17 protein-coding genes are annotated in these 18,942 nt (G+C 70.2%); 7 read left to right on the forward strand and 10 right to left on the reverse strand.

The genetic code is table 11. The features are described from left to right. Window positions 1-141 precede the first annotated feature (141 nt). Both NR810_RS12420 and NR810_RS12425 read left to right on the forward strand, forming a co-directional pair. Window positions 142-1,584 carry a hypothetical protein gene (locus tag NR810_RS12420; RefSeq protein WP_257451733.1) on the forward strand — a complete coding sequence of 481 codons (1,443 nt, stop codon included), beginning with the start codon at window positions 142-144 and terminating at the stop codon, window positions 1,582-1,584. Window positions 1,585-1,602: 18 nt separating this feature from the next. Continuing rightward, window positions 1,603-3,009, forward strand: coding sequence for a serine/threonine-protein kinase (locus NR810_RS12425; RefSeq protein ID WP_257451734.1), 1,407 nt, complete (start codon window positions 1,603-1,605; stop codon window positions 3,007-3,009). Window positions 3,010-3,012: 3 nt separating this feature from the next. Here NR810_RS12425 and NR810_RS12430 read toward each other — a convergent pair whose 3' ends face one another. Continuing rightward, window positions 3,013-4,392, reverse strand: coding sequence for a sigma 54-interacting transcriptional regulator (locus NR810_RS12430; RefSeq protein ID WP_257451744.1), 1,380 nt, complete (start codon window positions 4,390-4,392; stop codon window positions 3,013-3,015). Window positions 4,393-4,508: 116 nt separating this feature from the next. Beyond that, window positions 4,509-5,354: a hypothetical protein gene (locus tag NR810_RS12435; RefSeq protein ID WP_257451747.1), complete on the reverse strand. Its 846-nt coding sequence runs from the start codon at window positions 5,352-5,354 to the stop codon at window positions 4,509-4,511. 372 nt (window positions 5,355-5,726) lie between these two features. Between NR810_RS12435 and NR810_RS12440 the strand changes: the two genes are divergently transcribed. Next, a complete protein-coding gene (locus tag NR810_RS12440) occupies window positions 5,727-6,062 on the forward strand; it encodes a TerB family tellurite resistance protein (protein ID WP_257451749.1) in 336 nt (111 codons plus the stop codon). A gap of 15 nt (window positions 6,063-6,077) precedes the next feature. On the opposite strand, the gene NR810_RS12445 is transcribed toward NR810_RS12440, so the two are convergent. Further along, window positions 6,078-7,235, reverse strand: coding sequence for a dienelactone hydrolase family protein (locus NR810_RS12445; RefSeq protein ID WP_257451751.1), 1,158 nt, complete (start codon window positions 7,233-7,235; stop codon window positions 6,078-6,080). Between the two features lie 124 nt (window positions 7,236-7,359). Then, window positions 7,360-8,055 (reverse strand): DUF4476 domain-containing protein, encoded by a 696-nt coding sequence (locus NR810_RS12450; protein WP_257451753.1) that lies wholly within the window; start codon window positions 8,053-8,055, stop codon window positions 7,360-7,362. Window positions 8,056-8,176: 121 nt separating this feature from the next. Between NR810_RS12450 and NR810_RS12455 the strand changes: the two genes are divergently transcribed. The 4 genes from NR810_RS12455 to NR810_RS12470 all read left to right on the forward strand — a co-directional run bounded on the left by NR810_RS12455 (window position 8,177) and on the right by NR810_RS12470 (window position 9,908). Next, window positions 8,177-8,644, forward strand: coding sequence for a ribosomal maturation YjgA family protein (locus tag NR810_RS12455; protein ID WP_257451754.1), 468 nt, complete (start codon window positions 8,177-8,179; stop codon window positions 8,642-8,644). 232 nt (window positions 8,645-8,876) lie between these two features. Beyond that, complete coding sequence (locus tag NR810_RS12460) at window positions 8,877-9,083, forward strand: cold-shock protein (protein WP_043411966.1); 207 nt, start codon at window positions 8,877-8,879, stop codon at window positions 9,081-9,083. Between the two features lie 90 nt (window positions 9,084-9,173). Further along, entirely contained in the window at window positions 9,174-9,356 is a 183-nt protein-coding gene (locus NR810_RS12465; RefSeq protein WP_257451758.1) for a hypothetical protein, read from the forward strand. Window positions 9,357-9,659: 303 nt separating this feature from the next. After that, window positions 9,660-9,908, forward strand: coding sequence for a hypothetical protein (locus NR810_RS12470; RefSeq protein WP_257451760.1), 249 nt, complete (start codon window positions 9,660-9,662; stop codon window positions 9,906-9,908). 36 nt (window positions 9,909-9,944) lie between these two features. On the opposite strand, the gene NR810_RS12475 is transcribed toward NR810_RS12470, so the two are convergent. The 6 genes from NR810_RS12475 to NR810_RS12500 all read right to left on the reverse strand — a co-directional run bounded on the left by NR810_RS12475 (window position 9,945) and on the right by NR810_RS12500 (window position 18,909). Further along, window positions 9,945-10,367: a hypothetical protein gene (locus NR810_RS12475; RefSeq protein WP_257451762.1), complete on the reverse strand. Its 423-nt coding sequence runs from the start codon at window positions 10,365-10,367 to the stop codon at window positions 9,945-9,947. 179 nt (window positions 10,368-10,546) lie between these two features. Continuing rightward, the gene (locus NR810_RS12480) at window positions 10,547-11,179 is read right to left on the reverse strand and encodes an RNA polymerase sigma factor (RefSeq protein ID WP_257451764.1); all 633 of its coding nucleotides are present in this window, start codon (window positions 11,177-11,179) and stop codon (window positions 10,547-10,549) included. A gap of 45 nt (window positions 11,180-11,224) precedes the next feature. Then, window positions 11,225-15,202, reverse strand: coding sequence for a protein kinase domain-containing protein (locus tag NR810_RS12485; RefSeq protein ID WP_257451775.1), 3,978 nt, complete (start codon window positions 15,200-15,202; stop codon window positions 11,225-11,227). Window positions 15,203-15,321: 119 nt separating this feature from the next. Further along, the gene (locus tag NR810_RS12490; RefSeq protein WP_257451788.1) at window positions 15,322-16,803 is read right to left on the reverse strand and encodes a Dyp-type peroxidase; all 1,482 of its coding nucleotides are present in this window, start codon (window positions 16,801-16,803) and stop codon (window positions 15,322-15,324) included. 29 nt (window positions 16,804-16,832) lie between these two features. Continuing rightward, on the reverse strand, window positions 16,833-18,167 hold the full coding sequence (locus NR810_RS12495) for a hypothetical protein (RefSeq protein ID WP_257451791.1): 1,335 nt from the start codon (window positions 18,165-18,167) through the stop codon (window positions 16,833-16,835). Between the two features lie 217 nt (window positions 18,168-18,384). Then, complete coding sequence (locus tag NR810_RS12500) at window positions 18,385-18,909, reverse strand: WbuC family cupin fold metalloprotein (RefSeq protein ID WP_257451794.1); 525 nt, start codon at window positions 18,907-18,909, stop codon at window positions 18,385-18,387. Between the last annotated feature and the right edge of the window lie 33 nt (window positions 18,910-18,942).

Consider the following 18,942-nt stretch of genomic DNA (forward strand, 5'->3'; position numbering starts at 1 on the left):
CCTTCCCCACCGTCCACCCGAGGACACGAAATGCCCGCTCCCCATGGCCCGCCCCGTGCACACCCCGCGCACATGAATTTCACGTCCATCCGGCGGTCCTTCCGTTCCATGCACTTCCGGTTCCATCCCCTTGTACTGGGCGTGTCGACCCTGCTCGGCGGCCTGGCTTGCCAGCCCGAGCAGTTGGAGGAGAGCGAGGCACTGGCCGGGGTGGAGGCGGAGATGCGCGTGGCCAACTCCCTCACCACGCGGGCGCTCGTCTTCAACGCCATCTCCACCAACCGCCGGGCGAACGATCTGGTAGCGGGCAAGGGAGTGCCGTCCGAGGGGATACCGGGCCAGGGACTGGCGGACCTGTTCGACCCGGAGACGGGCGACGGGTACCTGCAACTGCAGCTGCGGGACGAGGATGCGCAGCACTTCATGGAGTACCTGGTGGGCTGCGCGCTCGACGAGACGCAGGCCCTCACCTGGAAGGAGCCGCTCAGCGGCGAGGTACGCCAGTGGAAGGGCAAGGCGGGCCTGTGCACGCAGTGGCGGGAAGGGGTGCCGACGGAGGAGTGCAGGCGCCGGGTGTCGGCCTGCATCCTGGCGCGCAACAACGCCTTCGGCCGGAGGGTGGAGCTGTCCATCCGCGGCGAGGACCCGGAGGACCTCACGCGCTTCGAGATGGAGTCGCAGACGGGCGCGGTGGACTACGACCCGGACCTCGCGCAGTACGTGCCGAGCTTCCTGGGCTGCACCACGCTCCAGAGCGGAGCGAACCGGAACTGTGGCTGGCGGCCGGGCCACATCGGCCGGTGCGTGCCGGGCCAGACGGTGCGGCTGGGAGCGGGAGGGCGGGCCCCGGACCGGTGCTCCACGGGCCCGGCGCTGGGCGTCACCACGAGTGGCCGCTCGGTGCTGCGCGTGTGTGCCGGCATCATCGGCTGTGACTCATCCCACTCGCGCCGGCTCGCGCAGAGCGAGGGCACGTGCGCGGCGACCCCGCCAGCGGTGACGTTCACCTGCCCCGCGTCGGGGGACTTCAACGTGATGCTGGCTCCGTACAACAGCTGGCTGGGGAGCACGGCCAGCGTGGGGGTGGAGACGGGCACGGCGGCGGCAACGGCCTACGCGCTCTCCGAGGGCGAGGTCTTCCGCTACCGGGAGGGCGCCTTCTACGGGACGATCTTCGACTCGGCTGCGCTGAAGGCGGAGGTGTCCGTCACCAAGGAGGGCCGCATCGTGGGCAAGGATCAGCACATCAACGGCTCGGTGTACCGGAAGATGTTCTCCTGCTACGCGCCGGAGTGGACCCAGGGCTCGGCGTACGCCACGCATCGCGTGTGCGCGCTGCCCGGCTCGGGAGCCGACTGCGCGGCCACGGTGACGGGTGCGTGCATCGACCCCTCGAACCCCTCCGCCTCGAAGTGCCTCGTGGAGGACGGGCCGCTCGTCAGCGGGGATGGGGACTTCGAGCTGTGCCAGGACCCGGAGCAGGAGCAGTGGACGGAGCCCGTCACCGTCTACCTCCACGCCCCGTGCGAGCTCCAGACGAAGGACACGAGCCTCTGTCAGTGGTGGCCGCGCCCCAGGAAGTAGACTCCCGAGCCCGCGACCATGACGAACCCGAAGGACGGCGAGCACTCGCTCTATGGAGAGGAGCTCTCACCGGGAGCGCAGGTGGGCGGCTACATCGTCGAGAGCACCCGGTTCCGGGGCAGTGTCTCGACGCTCTATCGCGCGCGTGAGGCCCGCACCGGGGAGCCCGCGGCGCTGAAGGTGATGAGGCCGCAGTTCGCCGCGGCGCGGGGGGCGCTGCGCCGCTTCCAGCAGGAGGCGGAGACGCTGCGGCGGCTGAAGCACCCGCACATCGTGGACGTGCTCGAGCACGGGACACTGGCGGATGGCCGGCCCTTCATCGCCATGGAGTGGCTGGAGGGGAGGGACCTGGCGGCGGAGCTGGCGGCGCGAGGGCCCTTCTCGGCGCGCGAGGCGTTGGAGCTGCTGGAGCAGGTGGGCTCGGCACTGAGGGCGGCGCACGGGGCGGGCATCGTCCACCGGGACCTGAAGGCCCAGAACGTGGTGGTGCTGCCGAGGGCGATGGGGCCGCTGGTGAAGCTGGTGGACTTCGGGGTGGCGAAGCTGCTGGCGCCGGAGGAAGCGGGCTCGATGGTGACGAGCACGGGCATGGTGCTGGGCACGCCGCTGTCCATGGCACCGGAGCAGATCCGCGGGGAGACGCCGGACGCGCGGACGGACCTCTACGGGCTGGGCGTGTTGTTGTACCAGCTCGTCACGGGACAGCCGCCCTTCCAGGGGACGACGCTGGTGGAGCTGGAGGAGCAGCACCTGCACGCGCCGGTGCCGAGAGCGAGCGAGCGTGCACCGGTGCCAGCGGCACTGGACGCGGTGGTGGGGCGCTGCCTGGAGAAGCGGAGGGAGGACCGGTACCCGGACGTGGACGCGGTGCTGGAGGAGTTGCGGCGCGCGGTGAGGGGGACGGGGCCGGGTCGCTCGAGGCAGGTGCGAGCGCTGGGGTTGTACGTGGAGGCACTCATCGAGGGGCAGATCGACGACGCCACGCTGGACGTGGTGGACGCGCTGCTGGAGGGAGCGCGGGCGAAGGCGGACGCGGTGGGGCTGACGGTGATGGTGGAGGGGAGCAGCTTCCTGCTGGGGGTGGCGGCGCTGCCGGAGGACGCGGGCGCCGAGCGGGAGTTCCGTCGCCGGGTGCTGGAGCTGGCGCTCTCGCTGGCGGAGGAGCCATTGCAGGATCTCCGGCTGGCGCGGGTGTTCCTGGCGCCCACGCTGCACGTGGACACGGCGACGCTGAGGCCGGACGCGAGCGGCAGACAGGGCCTGGGGGGTGGCCGGCTGCTGCGCCTGTCGGCCTGGACGACGGGGCACCCGGGCCGGGGCGTGGTGGTGACGGAGACGGCGCTCGAGGGGCTGGAGGACACCTTCCAGGTGGCGCCGCTCCCCGGGAAGGAGAGCCTGCGCCACGTCACCCGGCGCGCGGCGTGAGGCTCACTTGATGCCGTGCCGGCGCAGCAGGCGGTACAGGTACACGCGGTCCATGTCCGCGCTGGAGGCCGCCTGGGACACCTTGCCCTGGTGCAGCTCCAGCAGCGCGCGCAGGTAGCGCCGCTCGAAGTCGTCCAGGGCGAGCCGCCTCGCCTCGGCGTAGGGCACCTTCGGATCCACCTCGAAGCGGCTGCCCGTGGGCGCCACGTCCGACAGCGCCAGCGTGTCCTCGAACACGAGGCAGCGCTCCAGGTAGTTGCGCAGCTCGCGCACGTTGCCCGGCCACGCAGCCTGCTCCAGCCGGGAGATGAAGCCGTGCGAGCGCAGCGCCTTCGTCCGCTCGGGGTCCGCGCCCAGCGAGCCCAGTATCTGCTCCACCAGCAATTGCAGATCCTCGGGGCGCTGGCGCACCGGCGGCAGGGGGATGCGCAGCACCGCCAGCCGGAAGAAGAGGTCCGAGCGGAAACGTCCCGCGTTCACCTCCGCGCGCAAGTCCCTGTTGGTGGCGGCGATGATGCGCACGTCCACCGGCGCGTAGGTGTTGGTGCCCACGCGGCGGATTTCGCGCGTCTCCAGCACGCGCAGCAGCTTGGGCTGGAGCTCGGCGGGCAGCTCGCCGATCTCGTCGAGGAAGACGGTGCCGCCATGGGCCTCCTCGAAGGCGCCGATGCGGCGGGAGGCCGCGCCGGTGAAGGCGCCCTTCTCGTGGCCGAACAGCTCGCTCTCCAGCAGGTCCGGCGGGATGGCGCCGCAGTCCACGGTGAGGAAGGGCTTGTCGCGGCGGGCGCACTCCTGGTGGATGGCCTGGGCCGCCTGGCTCTTGCCGGTGCCCGTCTCGCCCTCCAGCAGCACCGTCACGTCGCGGGCCGCCGCGCGCTCCAGCAGGGCGAAGCACATGCGCATCGGCACCGACACGCCCACCAGCGAGCCGAAGCGCGTGCGCTCGGACACGGGGAGCCGGTTGCTGTCCGAGCTGTAGTCGAAGCGCACCACCGCGCGGCCCAGCCGCAGGAGGCTCCCGCCGCGCAGGTACCCCTCGGCCACCTGCACACCATCGAGGATGACGCCGTTGGTGCTGTCCAGGTCCCTCACCCGCGCGCCCTTGGGGCCCACGCGGATGTCGCAGTGGAAGCGGGACACGGTGGAGTCATCGAGCGAAACGTCATTGCTCGGGTGCGAACCGATGGAGCACGCATCGGACACCGAGTCCCAGACGGTGCCAGCCCCGGGACCCTCCACCACGGTGAGGAGGAAGCGCCGGACCGCGGGCAGCTCCGAGGAGCGGTGGGCGTGCGCGTAGGGCCTCGTCACGCTGACGTCCTCGGCCGCGGAAGCCTCGGGAGAAACGTCGGTGGTGCCACGAGTACGCTCGATGGAGGACATGAACGAACGTTAACACGACAATTCCCCGACACGACGGGGGCCCTCGAAAAGCAGGACGCCCCGGCCCGGCTGCTCGGCCGATCCGGGGCGTCTGGGGAACTGGCGCGCGAGGGGGGTTACGCGAGCACGGCGATGAGCTTCGCCAGGCACCAGGCCTTCTTGACGCAGTTCCACGGCTTGTACCACTTGCACGCGCCGGTGCCGTTCCAGCAGCCCACGAAGTCGTTCCAGGCGTTGATGACGACCGGGCCCGCGTTGCGGATGCAGTTCACGCACGCGCCCCAGTTCTTGGCCACGCAGGGCCGCACGCAGCGGGCGATCTGCGCCGCCTCGGCGGTGGGGATGAGCAGGTTGCCGATGACCGAGGCCGCCTCCTTGCAGCTATTGGCGAAGGAGCTCTTCTCCTGCTCACCGAGCGCCGCCAGCTGGAGGAAATCGGGGCGCAGCACGTCCCGGTTCGCGAGCTGCTGCTGGCCCTCCTGGGTGAGCTGCTGCACGGGGCTCGGGGTGCCCTGCGGCAGCGTCAGGTGGGCCTCCTTGATCTCCCCCTGGGCGATGGCGGCGTGGATCTTCTCCCACTTGAGCGCCAGCGCCACGGTGCGCGTCTCGTGCTTGGAGGCGAGCAGCTCGAACTCGGCCGTGAGCCGCGCGTCACCTTCCTTGCCCTCGGACTTGCCCGCCGCCTCGGCCGCCGTGGAGACGATCTGATAGGCCGCCATCATGCTCGAGGCGTAATCATTGGTGAGGGCGTCGTAGCGCTCTCCCTCCGCGTCGGACAGCACTCCCTTCTCCAGGATGCCATCGGCGATCTTCTCCAGCTCGATGAGCTGGCTCTCCGCCTTGGTGGAGACCGCGTCGTACTCCCCACGGTCGAACAGGCTGCACTCCTGCGCGGAGGCCTGCGTCGACAGCAGCAGGACGCAACACACCAGGGACAGCAGCACGTGACGAATCTGGGCCATGGAACCAACTCCTTGGAGAATGAGAAACGAGGGCGGCCGTCCAGCGCCCGCGCATGAGGGCTCGCGACGGCGGACGAGGGTTTGTGCAGCCGATGTGCCAACAGCTGGACAGCCTCGCGCTCCGAGGGAGCTCCGACCCCTTGGCTTAGTCGGGATAGCCGGACGGACAACACGCGAGACGGGAGGCGTGTTGTCACCGCGGCGACAAGGCACGACGCGTACCGGGAGCGGCCCCGCCGGGAGGACCTCCAGAGTGGGGAACGTCGCCCGGACGGCTACAACGGCCCCTTCCCGAGGCGGGGGGCGAGCCACTGCCCGTCCGTGGACGGGCGCACTGGAACGAGCGACGCTCGGGGGCCGAGAGACACGCGGATGACGACACCGAGCGACGACCGCTTCCACATCGAGCTGCTCAAGCTGCTGCTGCACGTGGCCTGGAGCGATGACGAGATCGACCCGCGCGAGGCCCGGGCCCTGCTCGGCGCGGCCCGCCGGTGGAAGGTGCCCCTGCCGGAGCTGCAGCGGCTGGAGTCCTGCCTGGAGTCGGGCGAGCCCATGCCGGCGCCCAACCTGGGCCTGCTGCGCCAGCGCCCGGACGAGGTGCTCGCGACGGTGCGCACGCTCATCGAGAGCGACACCCAGGTGAACCTCTCCGAGGAGGAGATGCTCGCCCAGATTCGCGAGCTGCTGGGCCTGCCCCCGGCCTGACGCGGCGAGGGCGCGCTACTCGTCGAGCAGCGCCGACCAGAAGGCGGAGAGCCGCCAGACTTCGGTCAGGTCCGTCTGGCGATCGAGCGCGGCGTGGGAGAGGAGGGGCGAGAGCAGGAGGCGCACCCGGGTCCGGGGTGCCAGCCAGTGCGCGAGGAGCGTGGACTCGACGGCGGGGATGACGGTGTCGTCCGTGCCGTGCAGCAGGAACACGGGCGTGCGCGGGGCAGGCGAGCGCTCGGGCGAGAGTGCCGGGTCAGCGGCGAAGTCCTTCACGTGCGGTAGCAGCAGCGACCCGAGCGCGGCGACATCCCGGTCGTTCACGTGACGCATGAGGGTGGCGGCGGGCTCGGGTAGCAGCGACTGCATCCGCCGGGCCTCGGCGAAGGTCTCGAGGGCCCGCTGCGCATCGTGCATGGCGAAGTGCGAGGCGCGAAGGAAGGCGAGGAGGCCCGCGCGCAGCGGCTCCACCTGCTCGGGGGGGACGAGCTGGCCGGCCATGTTGAGCAGGAGGATGACCACGCCGTAGTCATGAGGCTTGCGGCGCTGACCGTCGGACTGGACGCCGGTGCAGAGGAAGGAGAGCACGCGCGACAGGTCCCCATGCCCTCCGAGGGAGAAGGTGAAGGCGACCCTGCCCGCGAGCGAGGGCCGGCCCGCGGCGACGACGGAGAGCCCGCCGGCGAAGCTGATGCCCATGAGGCCCACGCGCCCATCGGGTGCGAGCTCCGGCCGCGAGGAGGCCCAGAGGGCGGCGTCTTCGATCATGTCCGGCTCGCGCGGGGTGAGCTGGTAGCGGAGCAGGTCGGGCAGTTCGAGGGTGATGACGGTGAGGCCCCCGGCGGCGAGGTTCCGGGCGAAGGCCGTCAACCGGGGCTCGTCGATGCCGTCCGCGTGCACGCCGGGGGTGAGGAGCACGGTCCTTCCATGGGGGTGCTCGGGCCGGAAGACGCGGGCGCGCAAGGGGCCGTGGCGCGAGGGGATGCGTGCGTCCTCGACGGAGAAGGGGCCGGTGCCCCAGCGGGCGATGCGCCCGGCCGCGCCCCCCTGCATGCCGGCGGCCCTCGCCACGAGGGACAGTCCCCGGAGCAGGCCCGGGACGACGAGCAGTGCGAGGAGCAGGAGCCCCCCCAGCACGGCCAGGAGCGTCACTCGGCGGGTGCGCGGGCGCATGAGCGGGGCCATTCAACCAGCGAACGTGCCCGCGCGCACGGTTCCGGAAAGCCGAAGGGCCAGACCCGCCGGGGCATCCTCGCCCCACGAGCCTGGCCCCTGGAAGGCCACCGCGAATCCGGGCTCAGCCGGAGATGATGCGCTTCAGCTCTTCCTTGTCATTGGAGAACTGGAAGGCGTTGTAGAGCTGGAAGCCGTTCTGCCGGTCGAGGACGCGCGACCACAGCATCCGCACCACCTGCAGCCGGTCCTTGGAGAACTGGAACTGGCCCAGCACCTGCTGCACCTGGCCGACGAGGAAGTAGTTGCCCTCGGCGCCGTCCTCCAGGACGTTCATCTTGTCCTTGCCGAAGGGCTCGCGCGCCATGGCGTTCAGGATCTTCTGCAGCCTGCCGTCGGCGATGGGCTGATACGCCGGGACGGGGGGAGGAGGCGGCGTGGGGCGCGGGCCGCGGCCACGCAGCTCGGGGGCCTCGGCGATCACCTCGCGGATGTCGTTCAGCTCCTCGTAGGCCTCGCGGAGCTTGCCCTTGCCGCTGCCCCGCCCGCTGCGCTCGAAGGCCTCACCGAGCAACCGCTCCAGCCGGGCGAGGCGCTGCTCCAGGTCCTCGCGCTCGACGACCACCGGAGTGCCGCGACGGCCGCGCCAGAGCTCGTTGTCGTCATCACCCCGGAAACCGGAGGCCATCGGGGGCGCGCTGCCGGTGGCCTGGCCCGGAGGCGGCGCGAGCGCCGGAGCGGCCTGTGAGGGAACGGGCGCCGTCTGGGCGGAAGCGGCGGCGGCGGTGAGGAGGGCAACGGCGGCGAAGAGGGCCTTCATGGGAGTCATCCTTCTGGGTGATGTCCTTGCTGCATCTGTCCACTCAGACGGCCAGCGAGCGTCATCATTCAAACGCATGACTCCTCCAGGGCGGGGACGCGCCAGCGGTACACTGTACCGCATGAGCCCCGGTACTCCGGCCCCCGAGCAACACCCTCCCGCGCGCGGGCGGCTGCTCCTCGTGCCCCTGATGCTCCTCGTCATCGCGCTGGGCCTGGGCTCGCGCTCGGCCCTGGCGGCGGTGTACCTGCCACCTTTCCTCCGGGCGTACACGGGTGACACGTTGTGGGCTACCATGGTCTATCTGTGCCTCGTCTTCGCGCGGCCGCGCATCCCGGTGCGCCGGGCGGCGGCCTGGGCCCTCGGCATCTCCGTGCTCGTCGAGCTCAGCCAGCTCTTCCATACACCCTGGCTCGATGCGCTCCGGGCCAACCGCTTCGGCGCCCTCCTCCTGGGCCGCGGCTTCGTCGGGTCCGACCTGCTCTGCTACGCGGCCGGCGCGGCGCTCGCCGCGGGCGTGGACCTGCTGTGGGCCCGCTGGCGCCGTCCCCTGCCGCCCCACACCGTGGCGAGCGGCACCCGGAGCTGAAGGCCTTTATTCCCCTGGGGTCGTCCGGACCCCCTGTCGATTCCTTGGAACAGGTGCCCGCCCATGAGTGTTATGTGGTGGATCGCGGACCTGCATCCAACAGTGCGAAAGCGGGACGGGGAGGATTTCCCGGCTCGACTTCGCCCCCTGGACAGGTGTAGGCCCGGTTATCGCTCCAGTGAGCGAGCAGTTCGTCGATGGACGCCGGACTGCAAGGGAAAGAATCAGAGCAATGGCAAGTGGAACTGTGAAGTGGTTCAACGACGCGAAGGGCTTCGGCTTCATCACCCAGGACAGCGGGGGCCCCGACGTGTTCTGCCACCACACCGCGATCCAGACCGACGGGTTCCGCACCCTGGCCGAGGGCCAGAAGGTGGAATTCGACGTGAAGAAGGGCCCCAAGGGCCTGCAGGCCGAGAACGTTCGCCCGATCGGCTGATCGCGCGCCTCCGGCTCCTTACCTTTCATTCACGAGGCCCGGCCTCCCTTGAGGCTGGGCTTCTTTTTTCACCCTTTCCCCGGAGACCCCATGCAGGGAAGGTCGACAAAGCGACAGAAGGAAATGGCTCGCCAGCAGAAACAGCGCGACAAGGAGGCCAAGAAGGCCGAGCGTCAGCGCGACAAGGACGCCAAGCCCCCCAGGCAGCCGGGCGACGAGGATCCCGACATCGCGGGCATCGTGCCTGGCCCCCAGCCGCCCCTCGAGATGTGAAACAGCCAGCCAGGCGCCAGACAGGCGTCCAGGGCCCGGGATCGCGAGACGGTTCCGGGCTTTCGTCTATCTGGCGACCCTTGCCCATCCCCCTGTCAGGCGCCATGCATTAGGCCAGGGACGCGGTAGGTGGAGGTCCGGTGCCGCGCCAGTCAGGAGCAGATGATGGGCAAGGGTGATGAACGCGCCCACGGCGCATCCGAGGAATACGAACCCCACGAACCGTCCTCTACGGGTGAGAAGCGCGTCTTCGACCAGCCCGCCACACTTCGGGAGCCCGCGGCGCCTCGTGTCCCCCGGGTCATGCCACCCTCGGCCGTGGCGGTCATTCCCCTCTCCGGCGAGGAGCGTCCACGCGCCGCCGAGGCCCGGCTCACGACGCTCCAGCAGGCGCGCGAGGCCACCGATGCGCTGCTCCACGAAATCTTCGAGGAAGAGCTCCTGTCGGCCCCGTTGGAACCCGACACCGCCAGGCGTGTCCCGGCGGCGCAGCCCAGGAAAGAAGAAGACTGGCCCGCGGAGCTGCACTCACTCCCCCTGAACGAGGAGTGAGGCGCCCCACGTGCCGAGGCTCACGCGGCTTCGAGCCTACTGCTCGTCACGCTGCGGCCGCGGGTCCTCGCTGGACCCCTCCGGGTCACGCTCGTCGCCGATGCCGTGCGGGGCCGTCTGCTCCTCGGGTGCGGTCTTGAAGCCTTCCTGGTCCGGCTGCGGATTCACGTCCACCGGTTGATCCATCCCGGAGCCGCCCCGGCCCTGGTCGTCGTCGATGCCGTGCGGGGCCGTCTGCTCCTCGGGCGCGGTCTTGAAGCCTTCCTGGTCCGGCTGCGGATTCACGTCCACCGGCTGCTGCTGGGACCCGGACTGGCCCGCGCCGCCCGTGCCCTGATCCTGTGACGGGACGTACTGCGGTCCCTGCTGACCCCGCTGCTGATCGCGGCAACCACCCGCGAGAAGCAGGGCCGTGGCCGCCGTGCCAAGAACCACCGCGCGCTTGAAACCCTTCATCATCCTGGCCTCCTTGCTGGGAGCCGTCTTTGGCTTCCCACAAGGCTTTGGCCTGTCATGCCCCGATGCAGCCGCCGAGCGGGCTCACGCCACTCGTCCGCCCCGCGCGAGGGCATGGGAGGGCCTGTCCGGTCGCTCGCGATCGTCTGGACGAGATGCTCGGCCACCATCTGGGATTGGATTCACACGTGCGTGGTGGAATCCCCCGAGGCGATCAATCCCTCTTCCTCTGCGAGCGAGCGCAGGTGTGTCTTGATGCGCTGGAACTGCTGCCGGAGCGCCGCCGCCTTGCGCTTGAGCGCCGCGTCCGTCAGGTCCTCCTCACCCTCGGACATCACCCGCGCCACCTCTTCCCAGGACAGCCGCTGGTCCACCCGGAGCAACAACAACATCCGTTCCTGTGGATCCAGACTCTCGCGCAGCGCGCGGAAACGTTCCTTCACCGAGGTGCGCTGCCAGGGCCGTGTCTCCGAGCGCGGCTTCATCGCCTCGTCCGGCAGCGCCGACATGCTCACCGGCTGCTCCCTCCCCGCGGGTGCGTGCATCACCTGGTAACACGCGTTGCGCGCCAGCCGGTACGCCCACGTCCGGAAGGAGCTCTCCCAGCGAAAGCCCGACAACCCCCGCAGCAGGTTCTCGCTGAAGAGACTGAAGGCATCCCGGCTCCGCTCGTAGTCGTGCAGCACCGATGCCATCAGCCTCATTATTTCCTGCCCATATCCCTCCAGCGCCCGCTCCACGGCTCCAGCCAGCTCGCCCCGGCCGCACAGCTCACGGATCTCCTGCTCCAGCTTCTCGCGCTCTTCCAACTGCATGGTGGCTCTCCCTCGTCCTGGACCGTCGGCTTCCATGTCTTCCTCTCACACCGGGCGCGGAGCCTCCGCACCGGCGCCTGGCTCCCCTGGCGATGACTCCATGGCCAGCAAGGCGTGCCGCTCGTACCCCCCGGCCCCCTGCTCGCGCGCGATGCGCACCGCCTGGAGGAAGCCCTCGCGAGCCTCCTCCTCGTGGCCCAACGCCCGCTGGGCCTCGGCGCCAATCCGGTGCAGCTCCGCCTCATAGAAGTGCTCGCCCACCGCCTCGCCCCACTTCAATCCCTCGTGCACCGAGAGCAGCGCCTCTTGGGGCTGCCCCAACCGCAGGTGCACTTCCGCCAACAGCCCGAGGTGGTGCGGCATGCCGGCCCGCAGGCCCACCATCCGCCACCTGCTCAGCCCATCACGCATCTGTTCCAGCCCCTTCTCGGCCTGCCCCAGCTCGGCGAGCGCCCAGCCTCGCAGCAGGCCCGACCACACCAGCCACAGGCGGAACCAGTGCTCGCGCGAGAGGGCATGGCACTCCTCGGCCAGCTCGAGCGTGCCCCGCGCGTCGCGGCACAGCTGGCAGGACAGGGCCGCGTACAACAACACATACGCCCGGGTGTGCACATGGCCGATGCGCCCGGCCAGCGCCACCGCCTCGACGCGGTACTGCCGCGCCTGCTCCAGCTGGCCGAGCACGGAGTGGACGACGGCGGCGTGGATCAGCGCCATGGACCTCGGGTCCACCCAGTGCCGCACGGCCAGCTCGCGGTGCTGCGCCAGGGTGAAGTCCGCGCAGGACACCGCGCGCTCCACGAACTCGCGCGCCTGGCCCATCCGGCCCCAGATGAAGAAGTCGGTGGCCATCATCCGGTAGCCCAGGGCCAGCAGCTCCTGGTTGTGCTGACGCGAGCCCAGCCCCACGAGCTGCTCGGCCAGCTCGTGCGACAGGCGGTACTCGGCCCGGGCGAAGTAGTAGGCGTAGGGCCCCCAGTAGGACAGCTCCAGGCCCGGCAGCGCCTCTCCCACCAGCCCGAAGAGCTCGCGCGCCCTCACGTACGTCTGCTTCACCTCGGGCGAGCGGTAGCCCTGTACCTGGGAGAGCGGAATGCCGAGCGCGATGAGCAGCTGCAGCTCCTGCTGGATGCGCTGTCCGGCATCGGGCAGGGAGCGCAGCAGCTTCAACGCCTGCCGCAGATGGCTCACCGCTTCCTGGTTCGCCGAGTGCAGGCTGGCGCGCATCCCGGCCTGCATCCACGAGCGGATGGCCGGATCGTACTCGCCCGCCTCGGTGTAGTGGTGGGCCAGCAACTCCGGCTGCGTCTCCACCACCTCGGGGAACTGCTCCACCAGCGCCTGGGCGATGCGCCGGTGGTGCTGGCGCCGGGTGTTGCGCAGCAGGGACTGGTAGGCCGCGTCCTGGAGCAGGGCGTGGCGGAAGTGGTAGCGGGGCCCCTGCCCGTCCTCCTCCTCGCGCTGGAGCAGCCCCGCGGCCACCAGCTCCTCCATGTCCTCCAACAGCGCGGAGGAGTCGCGCCGCGTCAGCGTGGCCAGCAGCGCATGGGAGAAGTCGCGCCCCACCACCGCGCACACCTGGGCCAGGGCCTTGAGCCGCTCCGGCAGCCGGTCCAGGCGCGCCAGCAGCAGCTCGTGCAGGGTGACGGGAATGGAGGACAGGGTGCCCCCCTCCAGCACCATGCGCGTCATCTCCTCCACGAAGAGGGGGATGCCATCCGTCTTGGCCACCAGTTGTTGCACCTGCTCTCCGGACAGCTCGCGGCCTCCCGCCGCCTCCTGCACCAGCGTGGCGGTGAGCCGCGCCGGCAGCCGGTCCAGGCAGAGGGTGTGGAGCCGCTCCGGGACGGGCCAGGTGTGCTGGAAGCCCGGGCGGGCACTCAGCACGAGCATCACGCGCGAGCCGCCCACCCGGCCCAGCACGTGGCCGAGCAGATCCAGCGTGGACGGGTCCGCCCAGTGCAGGTCCTCCACCACGCCGAACACCGGATGCTCCCGGGCCATGCGCAGCAACAGGACCGCCAGCGCCTCGAGGGTGCGATCCTTCTGCCGGTCCGGTGAGAGCTGGAGGACGGGCAGGTTCTCCTTCACCGGCAACGAGAGGAAGGCGGCGATGAGGGCCATGGCGTCTGGCTCCATGCCAAACGCGCCCAGGCTCGCCTCCAGCCTGGCCAGGTTGTCACGTGGCGAGCCCTCCGGCTCCAACCGGAAGAGGTGCTGCAGCATGTCGATGATGGGGTGGAAGGCGCTGTTGCCGAACTGGCTCCAGCACTGGCAACGCAGCCGGATGCTGGTGGCGGGAGACACCCGCTGGCGCAGCTCCTGGATGAGGCGGGACTTGCCGATACCCGCCTCGCCCTGGACGAGCACGAAGGAGCCCCTGCCCTCACGGGCCTCCTCCCAACGGCCCATGAGCATCCCCAGCTCGCGGTCGCGGCCCACCAGCGGGGAGAGCGCACCGGTGACCAGCGTCCGATCGAACCGGAACACCGCCTTGCGCGCGTGCGTCACGCGCCAGGCCTCCATGAGACGCGCTCCGGACAGACCCTCGAAGGTGCTCGCGCCGATCGCCTCGGACTCGAAGCCGCGCTGCACCAGCGTATGCGTGGTGTGGCTGAGCACCACCGAGCCGGGCTTCGCGCGCCGCGCCAGCCAGGCGGCGATGCGCGGGGCCTCGCCCTGGATGGTCGGGGTACGCCCCCGCAGCTCCGGGAGGATGTCGTCGAACACCACCATCTCGGTGTGGATGCCCACCTGCACCGCCAGCGAGCCGATCAACTCCAGCCCCGCGCGCACCGCGTGCTCCGAGTCCTCCTCGCGCGCCACCGGGTAGCCGAAGCAGGCCAGCACCTCGTCTCCCAGGCAGGTGGTGATGGAGCCGCCGTGCCCCTGGATGATCTCCGAGCAGCGCTTCTGGAAGGCCGCCTCCAGCTCGCTGAAGTCCTCCGGGTCCAACCGCTCCGCGAGCCCCGTCAGGCCCACCAGCCGACACGACACCAGCGTCACCGGCCGGCGCTGGGGCACCAGGGACCGTGGCTCCTCACGCCAGGGCCCCAGCCGCTCCTCCAGCCGGCGCAGCCTGTCACGCAGCTCGGTGGCCGAGCGCAGACGCCTCCCCGGATCCTTCACCAGGGCCGAGGCGGTCAACGCCGCCACCTCCTCGGGCAGCTCCGGACGGCGCTCGCGCACCGAGGGCACCGGCTCGGGAGACACCACCTTCGCGCGCAGCTCCTCCAGGGTGGCGCTCGGATAGGGCAGCTCGCCGGTGAGTATCTCGTACAACATGACGCCAGCGGACCAGAGGTCCGTGCGCTCATCCTGCTTCTCGCCCGCCCACTGCTCGGGGGACATGTACGGCGGGGTGCCGGCGGAAGGCAGGTACTGCCCGGCGGCGGCGACGCCGGACGTCAGCCACGCGAGCCCGAAGTCGAGCAGCTTCACCGTGCCCTGAGTGCCCAGGTAGACGTTGCTGGGCTTGAGGTCGCGGTGGACGATGTGGCGCTCGTGCGCGTGCTCCAGCCCCGCGGCCACGGCGATCATGATGTCGAGCGCGCGCCGCACGCCGAGCCGCTTCTCCCGGTGGAGCAGCGCGGCGAGCGACTCGCCCTCCAGGCACTCCATGATGAGGAAGGGAATGCGCGGCTCCCATTGCGCACCCACCCATTCGGAGACGTCGAAGATGCGGACGATGTTCTCGTGGTCGAGCTGCGCGATGGCCCGGGCCTCCTGGCGCAGCAGGTTCATCATCCACCGCTCACCCCGGCCCTCGCGCGGGAGGAGGAACTTGAGGGCCACCACGCGTTGCAGCTCCTCGTCGCGCGCGCGGAAGACCCGGCCCATGGCCCCACCCCCCAGCTCCGCGAGGATCTCGAACCGGCGGCCATCCGAGCCCCCCAGCCTCTCCCCGCGAACCGGCTTGCGGAACGGTGGAGGCTGCTGCGCCACCTCCTTCAGGAAGGAATCGCCGAAGTCGCCATCGTCGACGTGGGACGTGTCCAGATTGTGACCGGTCTTGTCTTGCATTCCCTACTCCCCGGTCGACGGGCCCTCTCTCCAGAGAGCCTTGATGAATGAAGTTATGGGTCCCATGGTCACCGGGCAATGCAACGGGTCGGGAGGGCAGGAGCAATGTCGGGGGTCGGTCACGAAGCCAGGAAGCGCAGCGCCCGGATTCCCGGCAGGAAGAAGTAGCCGCCGCCCCGCGTGTGGACGAAGCGGGGCAGCCCGGTGAGGCGCTGGCGCACCGGCTCGGCGGGAATGGTCACCGAGTAGGCATGGGGATCGCTCCCCTCCACCGCCGGATCATGATTGTCCCCGGCGATGGGATCCCTGCTGTCGTAGTGCCCGGCGAACTTCGGATTGTTCATCCAGGTCTGCTGGACGAACTCGAACTGGCGCCGGATGTTGGCGTTGAGGGCGAGGAACATCAGCCCCTGCTCGCCGTCCGGGTCCTTGTACGGCCGGCCGCGCCGCAGGAGCTGGTGGCGGTTGGAGATCTTCAGCGACTCCTTTGGATCTCCGGGAATGAGCCCATCGCGCGGGTTGCTCCGGCGCACGTGCGCGTTGAGGGGGCAGCGCAGCCCCTTCGGGTCCGACGCGAAGCTGAAGTCGTTGTTGCGCGAGGGGTCCTTGCCGAGCCCCGGGTCATCCTTCGCCGGGCACAGCGAGAGCGGCGCGCCACTGCGCCACCGTCCCATCATCTTGGCCGCCAACAGCTCCTTGCGCGCCGCGTCTCCCTCGGGGTCCTCGGGGTCGTGGCTGTGCTCGGACAGGAAGCGCTCGAAGGCGTCCACGTCCTGCCGCAGCTTGCGGATGACCAGGTAGGAGCCATTGCGCCCCAGGTCCTTCGCCGTGGAGCACTTGACGTCGAGCACGGGCAGCAGCCCCTGGGGGTCCTGTTCCGCGGGCACGACGGGCGTGAAGGGCAGCTGCCCGTACTCGTTCTCGTAGCCGAGGATGAACTCCCCCGCCTTGACGGGCGCGCTCTGCCCCGGCTTCAGAGGGGCTCCCTCGAAGGTGGGCTGCGTCATGCCATCCCGGTAGCCGAACGCCTCCCGGGAACCCTCCTCGGTGCCATCGTCCCGGACCATGGGCTGCAGGTAGGCGTCCTGGATGAAGACCTCGCGCAGGCCATGCGCCTCATACCGCTGGCGATGCCGCTGGTGATAGGCGTCCATCGACCCCGACTGATCCAGGTTCCCATGGGTGAAGAGCATGAGGACGAGGTGGATGTCCTGCGCCCCTCCCTCGTCCGGCCGGCCGAACTGCCAGTTCGCCGGCGCGCTCGTGCCCGTGTCACCGAGGGCGCGGGCCCGGTACTCCTCGGCCATGCCCTTCACGAACTCGGGTAGGAAGGAGCCCACCACCTGCTCGCTCAACCCGAGCTTCCGCAGGCCGCTCGCGGAGAAGGCCACGTGCAGCGCGTGGCGCTTCTTCTCTCCCTTCGCCTTGCGCATCTCGAGCGCCTTCTGGGTGGTCACCTCCTCCGAGGCGATGTCCCTCAGCCACTTCTTCGCCCGCGCCACGTCCCCCATCTGGAGGAAGAGGTAGCGCGCGCGCCGAAGCTCCCCATAGCCCGCGAAGAGCAGCGCCTGGATGTCATGTGTTTCGAATGGTTGCTTCATGTTCTCCGTCTCCCATCCACCGCGCGGCGCTACAGACACAGCAGCCATTGCCTCGTCCGCTCCGGGCTCATCCGCACCCGGACCCTCGAGCGGATCTCCCTGTTGTTGGCGATATTGCTGATGCTCTTGTCCGGGTGCCGGGTGAACCAGGCCTGGGTGGGCACCTGGTGCTGACGCACCCACTGCTTGAAGGCCTCCTCGCGGTCCGCGCCCAGCTCCAGGCGGAAGGGCCGCCGCAACAAGCGCGTGCGCGGGAAGCCCTCGGTGTTGCACCAGATGGTGGTGAGGCCGATGCTGGCCCGGTCCACGAAGCTGCCGAGGTAGCTCTCCCAGCTCCCGTCGTAGTTGCTGAAGAAGAGCACGCGGTACTTCGCGCGGCGCAGCAGCCGCCGCTTCCCGCCCTCCTGCCCGTCCTTGACGAGGACCCAGCGGGCGAAGTGGATGCCCTCGATGCCCCCGAGCTTGCCCTCGTCGAAGTAGTACGTCGCCAGGTAGCCCCAGTAACGGAACGCCAGCTTGATGAGCGGCAGCCGCAACAGGCCCGGTTTGAGGTCCACGACGTGGGTGAGCTGGTTCTGCGTCGCGAAGTCCTCGTGCCCGAGCAGCTCGCCCAGCCGGCTGGCGTCCTCATCGCCGTAGGCGTGCACCACCGGCTCGCGCCTGCCCGCGAACGCCCTCACCTTCTCCGTCGCCACCTCCAGGGCCTCCTGGCACAGCAGGGCCAGTCCCAGGGGAATGCCCACCGGTAGCGAGAGCCCGGCCAGGAACGTGCGCACGAACCGCGTCCGCAGCAGCCGCGTCTTCCACGGCAACGGCTCCGGGTCGAGCCGCGGCACCGGCTGGGCCCGTTCGAGGTACCGCCGGATGTCCTCCTGGAGCTCTCGCCCCTGCCTCAAACGGCCCTCCCGGGGGAGCGCGAGATACTCGTTGATGAGCTCGCGCACCCGGGCATCGTTGTCGATGCTCTCCACGGTCAGGCCCGGATAGCCCCGGTAGAAGAGCGATTCCGGCAGCGCGTGGTCGAGCAGGAAGCCCTGGAGCTCCTCGTCCGAGGCGTCCCGTGGGAGGTCGCAGTGGCAGTAGATGCGCTCCCTCAGCGTCTTCCCGGCCACCCGGATGAGGTCGTCGAGGAACTCCCCCACGGAGCCGTCGAAGTTGGCCTCGAAGGCCAGCATCCGCCGGCCGCTGCCCGGCACGATGACCCAGCGCAGGAAGTGCGTGGCCTTCAAGGAATGAAAGGGGATGTGCGGGTTGTGCAGGGTGTCCTGGCCGATCTCCTTCAACACCGTCTCCAGCCGCCAGCACCCCTCGATGTCGGTCTGGATGGGCACGAGCACGGTCAGCGCGTTGCACCTCGCGGCCACCCGTGCCCTGGCTCGTTGCTGACGGGGTGACACCTCCGGGCGAGGCGCGAGCCCGCCGACCGACCCCTCTGCCTCTCGAATTGGAAATACCCGTGCGCTCGTATCGTCCATGTGCAGTGCTCCCATGGACGTTGGAGGGCTCGACGCGCGTTCGTGACACACTTGCCGGAGGAGCTTCCCCGTCAGCCTGCTCCGCCGGACCCCAGGCGGCCAGCCGCTAGGGGTGGCGCCGCCGGAACTCCTCGCTCAGCCGGGCCAGGTAGCTCGCGGCCTCCGGGGTGCCCTCCGCGGGCGCCCAGGGTGCGAAGGACTTGTCATTGGCCGGTGCGTAGGGGCCGTTCTTCACCTCGTAGATGACAGTGTCCGGAGCGAGCGCCACGAGGCCATGGAAGATGCCCGGGGCGAGGTCCACGCCGAAGTGCTCGCCACCGGCCTCCAGCGCCAGGCAGTCGCGCACGCGGCCATCCTCCTCGAAGGTGAAGAAGGCGACCGCGCCCCGCAGCACCACCCAGGCCTCCGACTTCGGCGGCTCCAGGTGCCGGTGGGGCCGCACATAGCTGTCCGGTTGGATGACGTTGAGCATCCGGTGCAGCGTCTCGGCCTCGGCCTTGTGGAAGGGCAGGATGATGCGGCGGCGGGGGCTCGTCCGGGAGACCTCGGTAGCGTGCTCGACGAGAGCGCGGGAGAGGACCACCAGCTCACCCTCGGGTGCATCCAGGGCGCGTCGGGAAGAAGGGCTCATGGCCCCGAGCGGAGCACAGGCGCTCCCCCCTGG

It is taken from the genome of Archangium lipolyticum, from assembly GCF_024623785.1.
In the GTDB taxonomy this organism is placed as follows: domain Bacteria; phylum Myxococcota; class Myxococcia; order Myxococcales; family Myxococcaceae; genus Archangium; species Archangium lipolyticum.

Bases quoted from the DNA above. Each gene is read 5' to 3' on its own strand.
- NR810_RS12425 (WP_257451734.1), top strand. From the start codon at position 1,603: ATGACGAACCCGAAGGACGGCGAGCACTCGCTCTATGGAGAGGAGCTC.
- NR810_RS12430 (WP_257451744.1), bottom strand. From the start codon at position 4,392: ATGTCCTCCATCGAGCGTACTCGTGGCACCACCGACGTTTCTCCCGAG.
- NR810_RS12435 (WP_257451747.1), bottom strand. From the start codon at position 5,354: ATGGCCCAGATTCGTCACGTGCTGCTGTCCCTGGTGTGTTGCGTCCTG.
- NR810_RS12440 (WP_257451749.1), top strand. From the start codon at position 5,727: ATGACGACACCGAGCGACGACCGCTTCCACATCGAGCTGCTCAAGCTG.
- NR810_RS12445 (WP_257451751.1), bottom strand. From the start codon at position 7,235: ATGCGCCCGCGCACCCGCCGAGTGACGCTCCTGGCCGTGCTGGGGGGG.
- NR810_RS12450 (WP_257451753.1), bottom strand. From the start codon at position 8,055: ATGAAGGCCCTCTTCGCCGCCGTTGCCCTCCTCACCGCCGCCGCCGCT.
- NR810_RS12455 (WP_257451754.1), top strand. From the start codon at position 8,177: ATGAGCCCCGGTACTCCGGCCCCCGAGCAACACCCTCCCGCGCGCGGG.
- NR810_RS12460 (WP_043411966.1), top strand. From the start codon at position 8,877: ATGGCAAGTGGAACTGTGAAGTGGTTCAACGACGCGAAGGGCTTCGGC.
- NR810_RS12465 (WP_257451758.1), top strand. From the start codon at position 9,174: ATGCAGGGAAGGTCGACAAAGCGACAGAAGGAAATGGCTCGCCAGCAG.
- NR810_RS12470 (WP_257451760.1), top strand. From the start codon at position 9,660: ATGCCACCCTCGGCCGTGGCGGTCATTCCCCTCTCCGGCGAGGAGCGT.
- NR810_RS12475 (WP_257451762.1), bottom strand. From the start codon at position 10,367: ATGATGAAGGGTTTCAAGCGCGCGGTGGTTCTTGGCACGGCGGCCACG.
- NR810_RS12480 (WP_257451764.1), bottom strand. From the start codon at position 11,179: ATGCAGTTGGAAGAGCGCGAGAAGCTGGAGCAGGAGATCCGTGAGCTG.
- NR810_RS12485 (WP_257451775.1), bottom strand. From the start codon at position 15,202: ATGCAAGACAAGACCGGTCACAATCTGGACACGTCCCACGTCGACGAT.
- NR810_RS12490 (WP_257451788.1), bottom strand. From the start codon at position 16,803: ATGAAGCAACCATTCGAAACACATGACATCCAGGCGCTGCTCTTCGCG.
- NR810_RS12500 (WP_257451794.1), bottom strand. From the start codon at position 18,909: ATGAGCCCTTCTTCCCGACGCGCCCTGGATGCACCCGAGGGTGAGCTG.